The sequence below is a fragment of the Saccharothrix obliqua genome, from assembly GCF_019375475.1.
Classification (GTDB): Bacteria; Actinomycetota; Actinomycetes; order Mycobacteriales; family Pseudonocardiaceae; genus Actinosynnema; species Actinosynnema obliqua.
Genome location: NZ_JAHXGQ010000002.1, coordinates 126,221 through 143,648 on the forward strand (window position 1 = coordinate 126,221; position 17,428 = coordinate 143,648).

Annotated in this window: 17 protein-coding genes; 4 read left to right on the forward strand and 13 right to left on the reverse strand. The window is 71.9% G+C overall.

Going from position 1 to position 17,428, the window contains the following annotated elements; translation table 11 throughout:
- The first annotated feature begins 27 nt into the window (after window positions 1-27).
- Window positions 28-804: an IclR family transcriptional regulator gene (locus KZQ38_RS06650; RefSeq protein ID WP_219439646.1), complete on the forward strand. Its 777-nt coding sequence runs from the start codon at window positions 28-30 to the stop codon at window positions 802-804.
- Between the two features lie 3 nt (window positions 805-807).
- Here the strand turns inward: KZQ38_RS06650 and KZQ38_RS06655 are convergent, their stop codons facing one another.
- From KZQ38_RS06655 to KZQ38_RS06670, 4 genes are all read right to left on the reverse strand, one after another.
- Window positions 808-1,143, reverse strand: a complete 336-nt coding sequence (locus KZQ38_RS06655) for a nuclear transport factor 2 family protein (protein WP_257900949.1) — start codon at window positions 1,141-1,143, stop codon at window positions 808-810.
- A 722-nt stretch (window positions 1,144-1,865) separates the two neighbouring features.
- Window positions 1,866-2,282, reverse strand: a complete 417-nt coding sequence (locus tag KZQ38_RS06660) for a hypothetical protein (RefSeq protein ID WP_219439648.1) — start codon at window positions 2,280-2,282, stop codon at window positions 1,866-1,868.
- A gap of 66 nt (window positions 2,283-2,348) precedes the next feature.
- On the reverse strand, window positions 2,349-2,522 hold the full coding sequence (locus KZQ38_RS37460; protein WP_372452215.1) for a transposase: 174 nt from the start codon (window positions 2,520-2,522) through the stop codon (window positions 2,349-2,351).
- 922 nt (window positions 2,523-3,444) lie between these two features.
- Window positions 3,445-4,461 carry an aldo/keto reductase gene (locus KZQ38_RS06670; protein ID WP_219439652.1) on the reverse strand — a complete coding sequence of 339 codons (1,017 nt, stop codon included), beginning with the start codon at window positions 4,459-4,461 and terminating at the stop codon, window positions 3,445-3,447.
- An 88-nt stretch (window positions 4,462-4,549) separates the two neighbouring features.
- Here KZQ38_RS06670 and KZQ38_RS06675 point away from each other — a divergent pair, with 88 nt between their 5' ends.
- Window positions 4,550-5,248, forward strand: coding sequence for a TetR/AcrR family transcriptional regulator (locus KZQ38_RS06675; protein ID WP_219439654.1), 699 nt, complete (start codon window positions 4,550-4,552; stop codon window positions 5,246-5,248).
- On the opposite strand, the gene KZQ38_RS06680 is transcribed toward KZQ38_RS06675, so the two are convergent.
- Window positions 5,214-7,661, reverse strand: a complete 2,448-nt coding sequence (locus KZQ38_RS06680; protein ID WP_219439656.1) for a bifunctional lysylphosphatidylglycerol flippase/synthetase MprF — start codon at window positions 7,659-7,661, stop codon at window positions 5,214-5,216. The two genes, KZQ38_RS06675 and KZQ38_RS06680, sit on opposite strands and share 35 nt — an antisense overlap.
- A gap of 536 nt (window positions 7,662-8,197) precedes the next feature.
- Window positions 8,198-9,139: a helix-turn-helix transcriptional regulator gene (locus KZQ38_RS06685; protein ID WP_219439658.1), complete on the reverse strand. Its 942-nt coding sequence runs from the start codon at window positions 9,137-9,139 to the stop codon at window positions 8,198-8,200.
- A gap of 226 nt (window positions 9,140-9,365) precedes the next feature.
- Between KZQ38_RS06685 and KZQ38_RS06690 the strand changes: the two genes are divergently transcribed.
- A complete protein-coding gene (locus KZQ38_RS06690) occupies window positions 9,366-10,577 on the forward strand; it encodes a M23 family metallopeptidase (protein ID WP_219439661.1) in 1,212 nt (403 codons plus the stop codon).
- Window positions 10,578-10,641: 64 nt separating this feature from the next.
- A complete protein-coding gene (locus tag KZQ38_RS06695) occupies window positions 10,642-11,304 on the forward strand; it encodes a hypothetical protein (RefSeq protein ID WP_219439663.1) in 663 nt (220 codons plus the stop codon).
- Between the two features lies 1 nt (window position 11,305).
- On the opposite strand, the gene KZQ38_RS06700 is transcribed toward KZQ38_RS06695, so the two are convergent.
- The 7 genes from KZQ38_RS06700 to modA form a co-directional block, all read right to left on the reverse strand.
- Window positions 11,306-11,482 carry a hypothetical protein gene (locus KZQ38_RS06700; RefSeq protein WP_219439666.1) on the reverse strand — a complete coding sequence of 59 codons (177 nt, stop codon included), beginning with the start codon at window positions 11,480-11,482 and terminating at the stop codon, window positions 11,306-11,308.
- A 151-nt stretch (window positions 11,483-11,633) separates the two neighbouring features.
- A complete protein-coding gene (locus KZQ38_RS06705; protein ID WP_219439668.1) occupies window positions 11,634-12,506 on the reverse strand; it encodes an NAD-dependent protein deacetylase in 873 nt (290 codons plus the stop codon).
- An 83-nt stretch (window positions 12,507-12,589) separates the two neighbouring features.
- On the reverse strand, window positions 12,590-13,063 hold the full coding sequence (locus KZQ38_RS06710; RefSeq protein ID WP_308258276.1) for a superoxide dismutase: 474 nt from the start codon (window positions 13,061-13,063) through the stop codon (window positions 12,590-12,592).
- Window positions 13,064-13,315: 252 nt separating this feature from the next.
- Entirely contained in the window at window positions 13,316-14,692 is a 1,377-nt protein-coding gene (gene cysS / locus KZQ38_RS06715) for a cysteine--tRNA ligase (protein ID WP_219439672.1), read from the reverse strand.
- A gap of 160 nt (window positions 14,693-14,852) precedes the next feature.
- Window positions 14,853-15,902: an ABC transporter ATP-binding protein gene (locus tag KZQ38_RS06720; protein WP_219439674.1), complete on the reverse strand. Its 1,050-nt coding sequence runs from the start codon at window positions 15,900-15,902 to the stop codon at window positions 14,853-14,855.
- Window positions 15,899-16,696 (reverse strand): molybdate ABC transporter permease subunit, encoded by a 798-nt coding sequence (gene modB / locus KZQ38_RS06725; RefSeq protein ID WP_219439676.1) that lies wholly within the window; start codon window positions 16,694-16,696, stop codon window positions 15,899-15,901. Before modB ends, KZQ38_RS06720 begins: the two co-directional genes overlap by 4 nt.
- Window positions 16,693-17,427, reverse strand: coding sequence for a molybdate ABC transporter substrate-binding protein (gene modA, locus KZQ38_RS06730; protein ID WP_219439678.1), 735 nt, complete (start codon window positions 17,425-17,427; stop codon window positions 16,693-16,695). The genes modB and modA overlap by 4 nt, the downstream gene beginning before the upstream one ends.
- Window position 17,428 lies beyond the last annotated feature (1 nt).

Here is a 17,428-nt window from a genome sequence, read left to right on the forward strand (position 1 = left end):
CGGGCGCCGGATAGGCTGATCGCCACCATGGAGGAGCAGTCGTCGCCCGAGCGCGGGGCGCACTACGTGCAGTCGCTGGAACGCGGGCTCGCCGTGATCCGCGCGTTCGGGGCCGACAGTCCGGCCCTGACGTTGACCGACGTCGCCAAGCGCACCGGCCTCACCCGGGCCGGTGCCCGGCGGTTCCTGCTCACGCTCGCCGACCTGGGGTACGTGCGGACCGACGGCAAGCGCTTCTCGCTCACCGCGCGGGTGCTGGAGCTGGGGTACGCGTACCTGTCCGGCATCCCGCTCGCGGACGTCGCCCAGCCGCACCTGGAGCGGTTGTCGGGCCGGGTGCACGAGTCCACGTCGGTGTCCGTGTTGGACGGTGGCGACGTGGTGTACGTGGCGCGGTTCGCCGTATCGCGGATCATGGCGGTGTCGATCACCGTGGGCACCCGGTTCCCGGCCTACGCCACGTCGATGGGGCACGTGTTGTTGGCCGGGTTGGCGGAGGGTGAGCTGACGGCCTATCTCGAACGTGTGAGGTTGGAGCCGTTGACCTCGCACACCATCACGTCCCCGGACGCGTTGCGGGCCGAGTTGGCCGAGGTGCGTGCCCGGGGGTGGGCGTTGGTCGACCAGGAACTGGAGGAGGGCCTCCGCTCCGTTGCCGCGCCGGTGCACGACCGGGCGGGGCGGGTGATCGCGGCGGTGAACGTGTCCACGCACGCCAGCCGGACCAGCGTCGAGCGGATCCGGCAGGAGACCGTGCCCCTGCTGCTGGACGCGTGCCGGGGGATCGAGCAGGACCTGGCTTGAGCTTCAGCCGGTGATGCGCATCAGTGTGATCCGGTCGTCGGCCGTGGTGAACTCGAAGTCCGAGACCCCGTTGAACCCGTCACCGCCGACGACGGAACTCACGGTGGTCGTGTCCCCGGCCGACTTGATACCGCTGACCTCGATCGTCACCCGCTTGCCGATGAACTCCGCGTCGCTCCACCGGCGGATGGCTTCGTGTCCCCGGAACTCACGCCCCCAGTCGTCCACCGCGCCGGTTTCGGTGAAGGCGTTGAGGAAGGCGTCGGTGTCGCCCTGGTTGGCGGCGTTGAGGGCTTGCCGGATGGGTGCGGGCAGGTTGTCCAGCAGGTTGCTCGGCATCGGGGGCTCCAATCGTTCGCCGGGTGGTTGGTTCGATGGTGGTGGGCCGGGGCGGATCGCGCAGCGCGTGCTGTCCGTGCGGTCGCTGCGTCATCCGGCGGGCCGTCGCGGTTTCATCGCTGTGGTAGCCGTTGCGGAGGACCTGCTGTGGCTGCGGTCGTTGATGTTGCCGCCAGTCGGGACGACCGGCAGGGGCCGGTCGTCGCCGTCACGGGATGAGACGGGTCGTCGGCGACGCGCCCTTGGTGCCGGGAACGGCGACGGTCCGCTTGACGACGCGGTCGAGGATGCACCGCCGGCATCGAAGCCCTCGCCGGCGACGGGGGAAGGGCTCGGACAGTCCGGGGGCTGAGCGCCAAGGTCCACGTCGTGGTCGACGGGCGGGGCGGCCTGCCGGGGCGGAACCTGCACCCGGCCAGGTCGGGGACGCCCCGCGGCTGCTGCCACTGCTGGACGGCATCCGTGTCGCCCGACCAGGACCGGGGCGCCCCCGCGTCCGGCTCGATGATGCCGTCACCGACAAGGCCGGCTCTCACAAGTCGACCCGCAGGACCACCAGCGCGGCCACGGCTCACACAGCTCCGCGGCCTGGCCACCCGATGCCCCACACGAGCCGCCTACTAACAGGCCGAACTCACCGATCGCGGCCGTCGTGCTCTGGCTGCGATGACGAATTCCCGGGCATCGCCTGATCGGCGGGCGCAAGATCGCATCTGCTGTCGTCACGACCGTATGACACCGCCCGGCCCGACAGACGGGTGGAAGGTCGCCCAGCTGGGCCGGTTGCGGGCGAAGCTGGGGCTCGCACGTCGCGACCCGGATAGGCCGAGCCGGCGAAGGGTACGCGGGACGGCGACGCGGATGCCGTCCGGCAGCGGAATCAGTTGCGGGTTGTCCCCGGCCCGGCCGGGTGTGTTCAGGATGCGCATCGGCAAGCGTGTCCGTCGACCGACGTGGATCTTGGTGCTTAGTCCGCCCCGGGACCGTCCGAACGCCTCGCCCGTGACCGCGAGGGCCTGGATGGCGGGCCGGCATCCCCTTTCTCGGGCCGCGGCGGCGTGCTGATGGGCCCGTACGACGCTGGAATCGACACTGATGATCCACTTCAGTTCGCCGACCGAGTCGCCCTTGACGATCACCGGGTCGAGGATGCGCTGCCAGGTGCCGTCCGCGGCCCACAGGCGTAGCCGTTCGTGCGCGGTCTTTCACGGCCCGTACCGGTCGGGCAGGTCCCGCCACGGGGAGCCGGTGCGCAGCTTCCACAGGATCGCGTTGATCACCTGCCGGTGATCCCGCCACCGGCGCCCACACCCCGACACCGGTAACGACGGCTCGATCACAGCCCACGCACGATCAACCAGCTCACCACGCCCCACCACACACCAGAACTACCAGACGCCCTGATCAAGGACCTACAGGACACTGCCTGGTCTTCGCTGTCCAGGGTGGCCCAGGAGGAGGCGTCGTAGCGGGCACCAGCGGCTGCGCTGTGGGGAATCGCCTGTTCGATCGCGGCCTTGTCCTCCAAGGTCGGGGTTACCGTGGTGGCGGCGAGGGCTTTCATCAGACGGGCGCGGGTTCGGGCTCCGATTAACGGAAGTGGAAGGGTGGGCTCGCCCAACTGAGGCGGCCACGGGGGAAGGTGCGGCTCGCAAGCCACGACCTGGATAGGTCGAGCTGGCGAAGGACGCGCAGGGCGGCGACGCGAGGGGCGGCTCAGTGCTCGCTGCCAGGGTGGCCCAGGAGGAGGCGTCGTAGCGGGCGCCAGTGGCTGCGCTGTAGGGATGGCCTGTTCGATCGCGGCTTTGTCCTCCGAGGTCAGGGTTACCGTGGTGGCAGCCAGGGCTTCTGCCAGACGGGCACGGGTTCGGGCTCCGATCACCGGGATGCGGGAGGGTGGGCTCGCCCCACCGGGCCGGTCGCGGGCGGAGCAGGGGCTCGCACGTCGCGACCCGGGTAGGCCGAGCCGGGGAAGGGCGCGCAGGGCGGCGACGTGAAGGGCGGCTCAGTGCTCGCTGTCCAGCGAGGACCACGAGGAGGCGTCGTAGCGGGCGCCAGTGGCTGCGCTGTAGGGATGGCCTGTTCGATCGCGGCTTTGTCCTCCAAGGTCGGGGTTGCCGTGGTGGTGGCGAGGGCTTTCATCAGACGGGCGCGGGTTCGGGCTCCGATTACCGGGAGTGGAAGGGTGGGCTTGCCCAACCGGGCCGGTCGCGGGCGGAGCAGGGGTTCGCACGTCGCGACCCGGGTAGGCCGGGCCGGCGAAGGCGCGCAGCGGCGCATGAGGGGCGGGTGAGGGGCGGGTTAGTGCTCGCTGTCCAGCGAGGACCACGAGGAGGCGTCGTAGCGGGCGCCAGCGGCTGCGTTGTGGGGGACGGCCTGTTCGATCTCAGCCTTGTCCTCCGGGGTCAGGGTTACTGTGGTGGCAGCCAGGGCTTCTGTCAGGCGAGCACGGGTTCGGGCTCCGATTACCGGGATGATGTCCTCGCCTTGCGATGCCGCCCAGGCGATGGCCAGCTGGGCCACGGTCGCGTTCTTCTTGTCCGCGATGGCTCGCAGGGCTTCCACCAGCTTCAGGTTGTGGGCGAGGTTGTCGCCCTGGAACCTCGGGTTGTGGGCTCGGAAGTCCTTTCCGGACAGTTCCCGGGTCGGCTGCCAGTGGCCGGACAGCAAGCCTCGGGAGAGGACGCCGTAGGCGGTGATGCCGATGCCCAGCTCCCTCGCGGTGGGCAGGATCTCCTGCTCGATCCCCCTGGACAGCAGGCTGTACTCGATCTGGAGGTCCACGACGGGGTGCACGGCGTGAGCCCGGCGCAAGGTCTCGGCACCGACCTCCGACAGTCCGATGTGGCGGATGTGGCCCGCGGCCACCAACTCGGCCAGGGCGCCCACCGTCTCCTCGATCGGCACCTGCGGGTCCAGGCGGGCCGGGCGGTAGACGTCGATGTGCTCCACGCCGAGCCTGCGCAGGCTGTAGGCGACCGAGGTCTTGACCGCGCGTGGCCGGTTGTCCTGCCCCAGCCACTCCCCGTCGGGACCGCGCTGGGCGCCGAACTTCACGCTGATCACCACGTTGTCGCGGGCACGCGATCGCAGCGCCTCCCGGAGCAGCAGCTCGTTGTGGCCCATGCCGTAGAAGTCGCCGGTGTCGAGCAGAGTGACGCCGCGGTCCAGGGCGGCGTGGATGGTGGCCAGGCTCTCCGCCTCGTCGGCCGGGCCGTACAGGTCGGACATGCCCATGAGGCCCAGGCCCAGTGGTGAGACCGGCGGGCCCGTGCGGCCCAGGCGGCGGCTGGCGGAGTTCGAGGTCGAGTTGGTCATCTGGAGGCTCCCGGGTAGCGGTGGTAACGGGATCAAGGTATCAGTGTTCTGTTATCGGCGCTACCCACTATCGTGTTAACGTTGATCCATGAGCGGCGACAAGGGGTCCGGCACCCGGGAGCGGATCATCGCGGCGGCGGCCGGGTTGTTGACCTCGGGCGGGATCGACGCGGTCTCCACCAGGGCGGTCGCGGCGGCGGCCGGGGTGCAGGCGCCCGCCCTCTACCGGCTGTTCGGCGACAAGCAGGGGCTGTTGGAGGCGGTGGCCGCGTACGGCTTCGAGCGGTACCTGGAGACCAAGCGGGCCTCGCCGCCGTGCGACGACCCGGTGGAGGAACTGCGGCGCGGCTGGGACAGGCACGTCGAGTACGGCCTCACGCACCCCGCGTTCTACGTGCTCATGTACGGCCTGCCGCAGCCGGGCCGACGACCGGCCGCCGCCCTGGACGCCCGCCGGATGCTCCGGTCGATCCTGGACCGGGTGGCCGAGGCCGGTCGGCTGCGCGTGCCGCCGGAGACCGCCGCGGACGTCATCGGCGCGGCCGGCACCGGCGTCACGCTCGCGCTGATCGGCTCCGCGCCCGAGACCGCCGACCACGACCTGTCGGCACGCACGCGGGAGATGGTGATCGCCGCGACGACCACCGACGAGGCACCGGCCGAGGACAACTCGCTGCCCGCCCACGCGCTCGCCCTCGACATGGCGCTCAACCGCCGGGAGCACCCCCTCTCCCCCGCCGAGACGGCGCTGCTCAGGGACTGGCTGCACCGCCTCGCCGCGAACTGAGCACGCGCCGCACGGCCAGCATCCGGGCCAGCCGCACGCCCTGCCGGATGTTCATGCCCGGCAGGTAGGCGCGGCCCACCGCGTTGGCGATGCGGGGCAGCGCCGCCGGGTCCGGGTAGGCCATGAACATCGGCCGGTACACCGGCTGGAACTTGGCCTTGAACGCGAACAGCGAGCGGAAGCCGTAGACGGGTTCCAGCACGCGCCCCGCGAAATCCAGCACGCGCTGAACCCCGCACGGCCGCACGCCCCGGTCGAGCCGGGCCAGCGGCGCGCCGGACAGGCTGAGGAACCCCGCGCCCTCCTCCTTCAGCAGCAACGCGGCCGACGCGATCAGGAACTCCATCGAACCGGGGAACGCGCCCGCACGCCGCCGCATGAAGTCCAACGTCCAGCCGACGACCTCACCGTCCACGTACACCGGCAGCCAACTGGTGACGCCGTGCACCGTCCGGTCGGCGTCCACGGCGATCAGGCACCGCACGCCCTCGCCGGACAGCTCTTCCAGGCCACCGAGGGTGAAGCCCATCTCGGGCAGCCCCTTGTCGGCGACCCACTCGGCGGAGATCGAGCGGATCTGGTCGGTGAGCGCGGGTGGCGCGTCGGCGTACCGCACCCACTCCGCCGTCACGCCCTGCTTGCCGGCCTTGTTGAGGGCCGTGCGCACGTCCTGCCACTTCTTGCCCGTGAACTGAAGCTCCGCCAACGGGATCACGGTGTCCTCGGCGACCTGCACCGCGTGCCAGCCCAACGGGGCCACCTCGTCACGCAGTTCCTCGCTGATGCTGTAGAGGCACGGCGTCCAGCCCTCGTGCGCGCAGAACGACGCGAACCCGCGCACGGCTTCCCGACACGCCTCCGGCGGTCCGATGGGGTCGCCCACGGTGAGGGCGATCGTGGCGACCACGCGGTACGCGACGACGGCCTGCCCGTCGGGCGTGAACCAGTACCTGTTGCCACGCCACGTGGTCATGTAGGACAACGACGTCCCGCCATGGCGCACCATGAGTTCACGGGCCCGTGCGGCGGCGTCCTGGTCCTCCACGCGACGCGCGCTCCACGTGGCCTGGAGCAGTGCTCCCAGGACCACCAGCCAGAACACCACGCCGATGTACTCGAACAACACGGCGGCGACCAGGTCGTCCGGCCGGAACGGCGTGGACACCAGGCCGAGGTAGCCGGGTGGCAGGAAGCGGGCGGGCAGGTCGACCAGCAGGTCGGTCAGGGTCGGTCGCGGCACGAACTGGTCACGCGCCAACCACCCGCCGACGACGTACACCAGGCTCAACCCGACCAGGCCGCCCGCGGTGACCTTCCAGAACCGCCGCACGGGCGCGTGCAGCGGGAAGTGCCGCCGGGACACCAGCAGCACGACCACGATCCCGAGGGGCAGCAGGAACGGGATGCAATACTCCACCAGCACGCCGGGCGTCACGGAGGTGCCCGCGAGCAGCACCGCCTCCCACAGGTACCAGCCGATCAGCCCGGTCATCGCGAGGTTGAGGACCAGTGCCGCCCACCACGCGAACCTCCGGCCGCGACGCAGCCCTTCGGCGAGCACCAACAACAACAGCGCCGGCATGACGGACATGAGCAACGCGGGCAGCCGGTCGTACACGGCTTGCGCTTCCAGCGTGCGGCACAGGTCCGAGAGTTCGGGGTCGGCGCAGTAGGACGCCAGCATGTCCGCGGTCGGCTGCGGCACGGCGAGCACGTCCGCGAACCACGACAACGGGCCGTTGGCGTAAGGCGACAGCAGGACGACCACGGGACCCAACGCGGACGCGGCGAGCAGCAACGCGACCAGAACCCGTGTCTCATCACGGGAAGGAGGGACGGGCACGGGGCGTTGACGTACGATCAGCGCGCCGAACGCGAGCCCGACCAGGCCGCCGAACAGCCGCAGCACGTCCTCCAGGTACCCCGAGTACAACGCCAGCACGAGCAGGCCCAGCACGACCAGCAGCCGCACCCGCCGACGCCACAGCGGGGACAGCCGAAAGCTCAACGCCAGCGCCAACCCCACCACGCCGGGCGACACGCCGACCGAGAGGTCGTAGCCGAGGTGGTCGAGCCAGGTCCACCCGGCGGCCGCACCGAACTGCACGACACCGGAACCGGCGAACACGCCCGCCACGTGCGTCACGACGACGACAGCGGCCGTGCGCAGCGAACCGAACTCACGCTCGGCGGCCGGTCCGAACAACAGCAGCAGCAACGTCGTCGCGACGTACCCGCCGAGGTTCGAGCACCACATGGCGGAGGTGAGGGCCGTCCACAGTGGCGCGGTGACGCCGAACCCGACGTGTTCCAGCAGTTGTTCCGACGGACCGCTCCACAGGCTGCCGCTCGCCGCACCGAGGGTCCACAGGAACAACACGGCCGCGGTGGTGGCCGGTGCGCGCCGGATCACCGGGCGGAGCCGGTCCACTCGGCGGGCGAGGGCGACGAGTCGGTCGAGGCGGACCGTTCTCCCCGGGGCACTTCCACCCAGCGCACGTCCGTAGCCGCCCGTTGACACGCCGTGTACACCTTTCTGGCTTCTTCACTGGAGATAACCGCACTGGGCGGTTCGGCCGCGGCCACCAACGCGCTCACGGCCGGTATGGCCACTTCGACGGGCGCGGGACCGGCGGGGGGCATCGTCGTGCGGAACCTGCATGGCGGACGAACCGCCCACTAACACCATGAAGACGGCCAACACCCCGATGCACCGGCCGACACCGCCCGGCGACACCGGGAACGGACCGCTGTTCGGCGGGAGGTCGTGCGGGCTGGTCATGGCGGCGTCCTGTCACATCGGTGGATGGCACCCAGTTCACCGCCGACCGCCCGTCCACCACATCGGCCCAAGGGCTTCGCGTCGTCCATCGGACGGGTGAACGCGGATCAGACCGAGGTCGTACGACCCGACGACGTCCGCAGGTCGGCACGGGTGACGGAGGTCGATCAGGCCCAGTCCCAGCCGATGCCGAGCACACCCGGCCGCACGTCCGCGGCGGTCAGGTGCAGCGTCCGGCCGGGGGTGAGCGGCAGGTCGTCGCCGTGCACGAGAGCCGCGTCCACGCCGGGTTGCGCGAGCGCGTAGCAACGCACCGGCAGGCGTGGTGCGGTAAAGCCGACGCTGAGCACGTAGGTGCCCACGGGGTAGCGGAACGCACGTCGGTAGTCACGGGACTGCGCACCGTCGGCAACGGTGAAGCGGTACTCCAGGAGATGCGTCTGACCGGTGCGCAACGTGTAGTCGAACAACAACTCAGCGGCGATCACGGGCGCGCCGGGGTGGCGGCGCACCCGACCGAGCCGGCAGTTGGCCACGGCTTCCGCGCCCAACGCCTCCGACGGGGTGCCCGCGTCCGCGCAGTACACCGCCAGGTACCGGTCGGGGTGGCCGGTCACGGCACGCAGCACCTGTCTGGTGTGGACGACGCGGATCGCGCCGGTCGCGTCCACCGTCGCCGCGTCGTCCTGCGACCACAGGCGCAGGGCGCCGTCCGACGGCCCGACCAGCGCCTCCACCGTCTCCGCCAGCGACTGCGCGGGCTCCAGCATCCGGCCGTACCGCGCGCTCGACCGCGTGCGGGACACCCACCGGCCACGCGGGCGGGGCGGGCCGAGCAACGCCTCCAGCGAGTGCCGGGGCAGGCCGAGGATGGTCTCGATGGCCTGGACGGCACGCAGCGAGTCGGCGCGTTCGGGGCGGCTGCGGCCGAGCCGCCAGTAGCTGAGCGTGGAGACGCTGACGTGGATGCCGCGACGCGCGAGCCGGTCGCGCAGCCGCTCCAGGGTGAGGCCGCTGCGCTGGACGGCGGCACGCAGGGCGGCGTGGAACGGGCCCGTGCGCAGCAGCACCTCGACCTCGTGGCCGGGGTCGATCGGTCGAACGGACACCGCACACCCCTTCCACTGTGGAAGAAAACAGTTTAGAAGGCCGGTCTTGCCCGATATGCCCGACGATCGTGGGTAGCCCTCCACAGTTTTGCGGCCGGTTCCACAGTTGTGGCTCGTCGGTCGCGGCCGGTCTTGACCACTCGCGGAGCCGGCGGTGTCATCTCGCCCGGCGGCTCCCCGCACAGGCCGCCGGAACCCCTGCCTTGTGCCGACAACTGGAGGGCACATGTCCGCATCGCAGTACCCGCGGCGCTTCGCCGCGTTGTTCTCCGCACTCGCCGCCGGCGTGGCGGTGCTCGTCACGCCGTCGACCGCCGTCGCCGGCCCGGATAACGACCTGGCCGCCGAGGTCCGCGCCACGATGATCGAGCAGCACGGCACGGCCTTGCGCGAGCGGTGGGGCACGCGGTCGCTCCGCGAGCCGTTGTTCGAGCCGACTCGCGCGTCCGGTTCGTGGGTGTTCGGCAGCACCACCGTGCCGATGGCCGTAGGCCAGGGACACGGCGCACCGCACATGGCGTTGTTCCTCGCCCACCGCGACCGACAGGGCTGGCGGGTGGAACTCGACGGCACCGACGGGTTCGCCGAACTCGCCGCGCGAGCGCCGTCCGCCGTGCTGAGCGACGGCGAGAAGCAGACCTTCGCCGGGCACAACGCCAACCGGGCGCGGGTGCTCGCCGACACCGGCCTGGGGTTGCCGTGGCCGCAGGGCGTCGCCTGGTGGATGGGTGGCGGACCGCACGGCGACAGCGGCGAAGGCCGTCCGTTCAGCTCCATCGACTTCAACGGCGGCGACGGGCGCGTGCTGGCCGCCGGGCCCGGACGCGTGTACAAGAGCTGCATCCGGGGCCGAAGCGCGCTGGTGAAGGTGGTGCACGACAACGGGTACAGCACCACGTACTACCACATGTACAACCTGACGACCCTCGCCGACGGCAGTGCCGTGCGCACCGGCACGTACCTCGGGAACATCGGCAACGAGCTTCCGTGCGGCGGGTCCAGCACGGGGGCGCACGTGCACTTCTCCCTGCTCCGCGGCAACAACCACATCAGCGTCAACGGGATGACCGTGGGCGGTTGGACGTTCTACGAGGGTGGGCAGGCGTACGGCGGCTACGCGCAGCGCGGTAGCACCCGGGTGTCGGTCGGCGGGCGCATCACCAACTACGGCGGTGGCGGCACGACGCAACCCACCGGCACCGTGAACAGCGGTTCCAACAACTCGGTGAACCTCCGTTCCGGCCCCGGTCTCGCGTACGACGTGGTGGGCACGGTGGCGAACGGGACGACCGTGACCATCGCGTGCACGACGCGGGGAGAGGCCGTGGACGGGGTGTGGGGCCGCACGGACCTGTGGAACCGGCTGGACAGCGGCAACTGGATCAGCGACGGGTTCCTCGACACCGGCTCGAACGGACCGGTGGCCCCGGCCTGCTGACCCGGACGGACCCATCGACGCCGATCCCGCCCGCGTCCCGGGCGGGATCGGTACCGTCCGTGCGATGACGTTCTGGAAGTCGCGCCGCGATCCGGAGCCGTTCCTCGACCGCGGTCAGGCCCGCCTCGCGTTCCTGCTCCACGAGTACAACGCCATCCGCGCCGAACTCGTCGCCGCGGTCGGCACCCAGCAGACCGTGATGAACTACGGCCTGGCCGCGATCGCCGTGGTGTTCACGGGGGTGTTGGCCTCGTGGTCGAACGTTCCGGTGCGCACGGGCATCCTGAGCCTCACGCCCGTGCTGTTGATGTCCGTGTGGTTCGTCTGGTACGGCGAGGTGAAACGCCTCCTGCGCACCCGGTGGTTCCTGTGGGAGCTGGAGAAGAAGGTCAACGGCCTGGTCGGCGCGGCGGACGTGCCGACCGGCGGTTCCGACCTGCCGACCGGGGACGTGCTGCACTGGGAGAGCTGGGTGCGCGGGCGCAACCGGTGGCGGGTGAACCTGCACAGCAGGCCCGCCTACCACCTGGCGACGGTGCTGTTGTGCGGCACGGGACTGGGTGGTACCGCGTTGTCGGTCGGGCTCGCGTTCGCGGGCGACCTGGCCACGCCGCTGCGGGTGCTGGTGGTCGGCGGCGCGGTGGGGTTCCTGGCGTTGTTCACCTACGCGGTGCGGGTGGTGCGCGCCAACCCGATGCTCGCGGACGCGGGCAGGACGGTCAACTGAGTCACCGCACGGGGCGCAGCTCGCGGCCCGACGCCGCGAGGTGCTCCCACGTCCGGCCGCGCTGGCTCGGCGGCTCCGCGCCGTCCGCCGTGCGCAGCGGGTACACCAGGCCGAACGGGACCGGCTGGTGGAACTCGTCGCCGCTGCGGATGTCGACCAGGTCCGACACGTGCGCCATCACGACCTCCCCACGGGATCATGGCGGACGACCCCGCGTCCGACGGGGCCGTCCCGGAATGTGCGGCCTGGATACCCGTGTCGCCGCAACGGCATACCACGAACCGGCTGCGACATCAGGGTGAACTCACCACCGGTCCACAGTGGACGGTTCAGGCGCCCAGCGCCCGGCGCACGTCGGTGAGCGCCCGCCCCAGCGGCAGGTCCACCCGCGTGGTCGCGTGCTCGTCGCCCCGGGTCGCGCCCTGGTTGACGATCACCACCGGCTTGCCCGCCGTCGCCGCGCGCCGCACGAACCGCAGCCCCGACATGACCGTCAACGACGAACCGAGCACCAACACCGACCGTGCCGCGTCCACCAGCGCGTAGCACTCCTCCACGCGCACACGGGGCACGTTCTCGCCGAAGAACACCACGTCCGGCTTCAGCACCCCACCGCAGTCCACGCACGCCACCACCCGGAAACCCCGCACGTCCTCCTCCGCGAGGTCCGCGTCGCCGTCCGGGTTGAACCGCGTCACGGCGGCCGTGAAGCCCTCGTTCGCCGCGCGCAGCCTCCGGTCCAGGTCCTCGCGGGCGGACACGGCCCGGCAGGACAAGCACACCACCCGGTCCAGGTTGCCGTGCAGCTCCACGGCGTCCGTGCCCGCCGCGTGGTGCAGCCCGTCCACGTTCTGCGTGATCACGCCGGACAGGAACCCGGCCGCGCCCAGGGCCGCCACCGCCCGGTGACCGGCGTTCGGGTCGGCTCGGGCGATGGTGCGCCACCCCAGGTGGCTGCGCGCCCAGTACCGCCGGCGTGCCGCCGGGCTGCCGGTGAACTCGTCGTAGGTCATCGGCGTGTGCCGCCGCAGGCTGCCCGACACACCGCGGTAGTCCGGGATGCCCGACTCGGTGGACAGGCCGGCGCCGCTGAGCACCAGCACGTCCCGCTCGGCCACGGCCCGCACGACGTCGTCCACACTTCTCGTGCGCGGCAGCGGCGCACCCGTCGCGGTCCAGCTCAACGTCGGCCGTGTGCGCATGACGCCAGCCTACGTGCGGTTCACGCCCGACCCGTTGCACAGGTGAGCGGGCGGGGTCGAGGGCTCCCGCCCGCTCAGCCGGATCAGAACTTCACGGTCGCGCAGCCGAGCCGCGCGCCGGCGGTGCCGGCCTTGCCGGGCTCGGTGGCGGTCTTCTCCGCGTGGATCACGACCGAACCCGCGCGGCGGTCGGCGAACTGCCACGGCACGACGGTCTCCACGACGGCCCGGCCGCGGGCGTCGGTGGTGAAGTCGAGCCAGATCTCGTTCTTCGGGTTGGCGTACGCCGGGTCGACCGAGGGCTGGTTGGGGTCCACCACGTGCTGGTGGTGCGCGCCCGCGTCGGCCGGCAGCTGACCGCACGGCTTCTGGTGGGCGTGCGAGCCGTAGGTGCGGTTGGGCACCAGGCCCCACACGCTGAGCTGGACCTTGGTGGAGGCGTGGCGCTTCTTCGGCGCTGCCACCACGAGCACCTTCGAGCCCGGCTCGATGAGCTTGCTGTCGTAGGTGAAGGCGTTGGTGGCCTGGTCGGGCGGGGCGAACCGCCCGGCCGTCACCACCACACCGCCGTGCCCGTGACCGGTGGCCTCAACCTGACCTTGTGCGGAAGCGACTCCGGCGGTCGCCACGAGGGCCGTGGCAACGCCGAGCAGGGGAAGGAGACGTTTCACACCCTATGCCTTTCCGAATCATCGGCGGCCGTTTTGTCCGTACTCGTCCCGACGCTAGCACAATGATCATGAACCGATTTCCCGCGCGCCGCTCCCCGAACCCCCGCAGAACACCACGCACCTGCGAATTCACCATGTTCAGGCATGTTGATACCACCATCGGGTGGTTTCCGGCGTGTCCTCGATCAGGATGCCGCGATCCCGCAGCTCGTCCCGGATCCGGTCGGCCTCCGCGAACCGCCGCGCGGCACGCAACGCACGCCGCCGGGCCAGCTCCGCCTCCACGTCGCCGGTGCTGTCGGCACCGCCCGGCCGCGTCAGGTCGAACGCGTCGAACAACGCGTCCACCTCGCGCAACAGGGCCAGCGCCGCCGCCCCCGGCCGCTCGCCGCCGCGGTTGTGCTCGCGGATGAAGTCGAACAACGCGGCCAGCGCGCCCGGCGTGTCCAGGTCGTCGTCCAGGCGCTCGTGGAACCGCTCGCGCGCCCGGTCGACGAGCCGTCGGGCGGATGCCGACCCGTGGTCGGCATCCGCCAACCGGGCGAAGTTCTCCACCCGCCGCCGCGCCGCGCGTGCGTTGGCCAGCGTGACGTCGTTCAACTCCATCGCGGACCGGTAGTGCTGGCTCAGGAACGCGTAGCGGAGGGTGCGGAAGTCCGCCAGCTCCAGCGCCTGCCGGACGGTGCGGAAGTTGCCCGCGCTCTTCGCCATCTTCGCGCCGTCCACCCGCAGCAGACCGGTGTGCAGCCAGAACCGCGCCAGCGGCGCCTTGCCCGACGCCGCCTCCTGCTGCGCGATCTCCGCCTCGTGGTGCGGGAAGATCAGGTCCTGCGCGCCGCCGTGCAGGTCGTACTGGGGCCCGAAGACGGCCTCGGTGATGGCGGTGTCCTCGATGTGCCAACCCGGTCGGCCCGGACCGAGCGGCGTCTCCCAGTGCGGTTCGCCCGGCTTGCGCGCCTTCCACAACGCGAAGTCGCCGGGGTTGCGCTTGCCCTCGTTCTCGTCGATGCGGGCGACCGAGTCCTCCGCCTCCACGTGCGTGCGGCCGGACAACCGCCCGTACCCGGGGAACGTGGACAGGTCGAAGTACCAGCCGTCGTCCAACCGGTACGCGTGGCCGCGGTCCACCAGTGCGCGGACCTGGGCCACGATGTGCTCGATGTGGTCGTGGGCGCGCTCGTAGGTGTCCACGGAGTTGTTCCGCAGCGCGGCCATGTCCTCCCGGTAAAACGCCTCGAACCGGGCGGCCAGCTCGCGTGGCGGCACCCCGGCCTCGGCCGCGCGGGCGATGATCTTGTCGTCCACGTCGGTGATGTTCTGCGCGTACCGCACGCGATAACCGCGAGCGCGGAGGAAACGCGCCACGAAGTCGAACTGGGTGTAGGTCTTCGCGTGACCGACGTGGCTCAGGTCGTAGACGGTCGGGCCGCAGACGAACATCCGGACTTCGCCGGGCGTGATCGGCTCGAACGGTTCTTTGCGCTTGGTGAGGGTGTTGTGGAAATGAATGGGCACCGCGAATTCCTTCTCGGCGGGGTAACGGGATCGGTCAATTCACCGATGCCCGACACTCCGCCACGACGCGGTGCACCACGTCGTCCGAGAAATCGTGGAGGAACCACACGGCGCGGAGTCTAGCAGTCCGCACCACGCACGTTCGCCGCAAACGTCGGGGTCAGGCCGGGTACGTGTGGATCTCCGTGGCCTTCAACGCGACCCAAAGCGCGTCGCCGGGCCGCACGCGCAGATCGGCCAACGTCGCCGTCGTGATGTCCGCCAACACCGGCGGTGTGCCGTCCAAACGCACACGGGTCGTGTGCGCGTGCTGCTCGACGTCCGCGACGACCACCGGCCACGCGTTGCGCGGGCTGCCGGACGGCGGCTCCGGGTGCAGGCTGACCGCGCTCGGCGGGAACGCCACGTGCACCGCGCCGGACGCGGGTTCGGCGACGGTGAGCGAGCCGCCGTCCGCCAGCGCCACGGTCGTGCCGCGCGCGACGCCCCGGTACAGGTTGAGGCCGACCAGGTCGGCCACGTAGTCGGTGCGGGGTCGGCGGGCCACCTCGGCGGGCGCGCCCTCCTGCACGGCGCGCCCGTCCTCCACGATCACCAGCCGGTCGGCGAGCACCATGGCGTCCAGCGGGTCGTGCGTCACCAGGAGCGTGCGACCGGGGAACTCCGCGAGGTGGCGGCCGAGCCCGGCGCGCACGGCCAGCCGCGTGCTCGCGTCCAGCGCGGCCAGCGGTTCGTCCAGCAGCAGCAGCTCGGGACCGGTGGCGAGCGCGCGGGCCAGCGCGACCCGCTGCGCCTGCCCGCCGGACAACGCGCGGGGCCTGGTGTGCGCGTGGTCGGCGAGGCCGACCCGGTCCAGCCACTCCCGCGCCACGTCACGCGCGCGTGCCTTGCGCACACCGCGGGCGCGCAGCCCGAACGCGACGTTCTCCAGCGCGGACATGTGCCCGAACAGCAGGTAGTCCTGGAACACCACGCCGATCGGACGGCGCTCGGCGGGCACGAACACGCCCGGCGGCTCGTCCCACAGCTCGTCGTCCAGCCGGATGCCGCCCGCGGTGAGCGGCAGCAGCCCGGCCAGCGCGCGCAGCGCCGTGGTCTTGCCCGCGCCGTTCGGGCCGAGCAGCGCCACCACCTCGCCGGGCGCGACGGCGAGGTCCAGCTCCAGCCGGAACCCGCCGCGGGTCACCCGGAGTTCGGCGCGCACGGTCACCGCACACCACCGACCCAGCGCTCCCGCAGCCCCGCCAGCACGCCCACCGACACCAGCAGCAGCACCACGCTGAGCACGACCGCCGCGTCCGGGTCGCCCTCCAGCGCCAGGTACACGGCCAGCGGCATGGTGGTGGTCTCGCCGGGGAAGTTGCCCGCGAACGTGATGGTGGCGCCGAACTCGCCCAGCGCCCGCGCCCAGCACAGCACGGCGCCCGCCACCACCCCGGGCAGCACGGAGGGCAGCGTGACGCGGCGGAACGCCAGCCACCGCGACGCGCCGAGCGTGGCCGCCGCCTCCTCGTACCGCGGGTCGGCGGCACGCAGCGCGCCCTCCACCGCGATCACCAGGAACGGCATGGCCACGAACGCCTCCGCCACCACCACACCCGCCGTGGTGAACGGCAGGGACACGCCGAACCACGCGTCCAGGTACTGCCCGACCAGGCCACGCCTGCCCAGCACGAGCAGCAGCGCGACACCGCCCACCACCGGCGGCAGCACCAGCGGCACGGTCACCAGCGCACGCAGGAGGCCGCGGCCCGGCACGTCGGAGCGCGCGAGCAGCCACGCCAGCGGGATGCCGAGCACCAGGCACAACGCGGTCGCGAGCGTCGCGCACACCAGCGACAGCCGCAGCGCCTCGCCGACCTCGGCGCCGACCAGCCGACCGGGCAACGCCGACCACGGCGTGCGCACCAGCAACCCGACCAGCGGCACCAGCAGGAACGCCAGCCCCAGCACGGCGGGCAGCACCAGGACGACCGGTGACCGGCCGCGGCCGCGGGTGGTCACGGCACGTCGAAGCCGGCTCCGGCGAGCGCGGCCCGGCCACGGTCGGACCGCACGTGCGCCACGAACGCCGCCGCACCCGCGGCGTTCGGCGCGTTCGCGAGCACGGCGATCGGGTAGTCGTTGGCGGCGCCGGCCGCCTCGGGGAACTCGATGCCCTCGACGGCGGCACCGGCGGCCCGCACGTCGGTCGTGTACACCAGCGCGGCGTCCACCTCACCGAGCCGGACCTTGGTCAACGCGGCCTTCACGTCCTGCTCCAGGGTGTCCGGCCGGGGCGTGACCCCGGCCGCCCGGAACACCTCCGCCGCCGCGGCGCCGCACGGCACCTGTTCGGCGCACAACGCGATCCGGGCCTCCTCGCGGGCGAAGTCGGCGAGCCCGGCGACCCGGCCGGGGTTGCCCGCGGGCACCGCGATGCGCAGCGTGTTGCGGGCGAACACGGCGGGTTCGCCGGCGGTCGACACCCGCGCCATGTTGGCGGGCGCGGCGGAGGCGAACACGTCGGCGGGCGCGCCCTGGTCGATCTGCCGCGCCAACGCCGAGCTGCCGGCGAAGTTGAACCTCACCCGCGTGCCGGGGTGGTCGGCCTCGTACTGCCGCCCCAGCTCGGTGAACACCTCGGTGAGGGACGCGGCGGCGAACACCGCGACGTCACCGCCGCCGGTGGGCTCGGCCGCGCCGCAGGCGGTGAGGGAGGCGGCCAGCACGACGGCCGCCGCGGTGCGGAACACG

Coding starts and splice junctions, on each gene's coding strand:
- KZQ38_RS06650 (WP_219439646.1), top strand. CDS start 28: ATGGAGGAGCAGTCGTCGCCCGAGCGCGGGGCGCACTACGTGCAGTCG.
- KZQ38_RS06690 (WP_219439661.1), top strand. CDS start 9,366: ATGTCCGCATCGCAGTACCCGCGGCGCTTCGCCGCGTTGTTCTCCGCA.
- KZQ38_RS06655 (WP_257900949.1), bottom strand. CDS start 1,143: ATGCCGAGCAACCTGCTGGACAACCTGCCCGCACCCATCCGGCAAGCC.
- KZQ38_RS06695 (WP_219439663.1), top strand. CDS start 10,642: ATGACGTTCTGGAAGTCGCGCCGCGATCCGGAGCCGTTCCTCGACCGC.
- KZQ38_RS06675 (WP_219439654.1), top strand. CDS start 4,550: ATGAGCGGCGACAAGGGGTCCGGCACCCGGGAGCGGATCATCGCGGCG.
- KZQ38_RS06670 (WP_219439652.1), bottom strand. CDS start 4,461: ATGACCAACTCGACCTCGAACTCCGCCAGCCGCCGCCTGGGCCGCACG.
- KZQ38_RS06705 (WP_219439668.1), bottom strand. CDS start 12,506: ATGCGCACACGGCCGACGTTGAGCTGGACCGCGACGGGTGCGCCGCTG.
- KZQ38_RS06700 (WP_219439666.1), bottom strand. CDS start 11,482: ATGGCGCACGTGTCGGACCTGGTCGACATCCGCAGCGGCGACGAGTTC.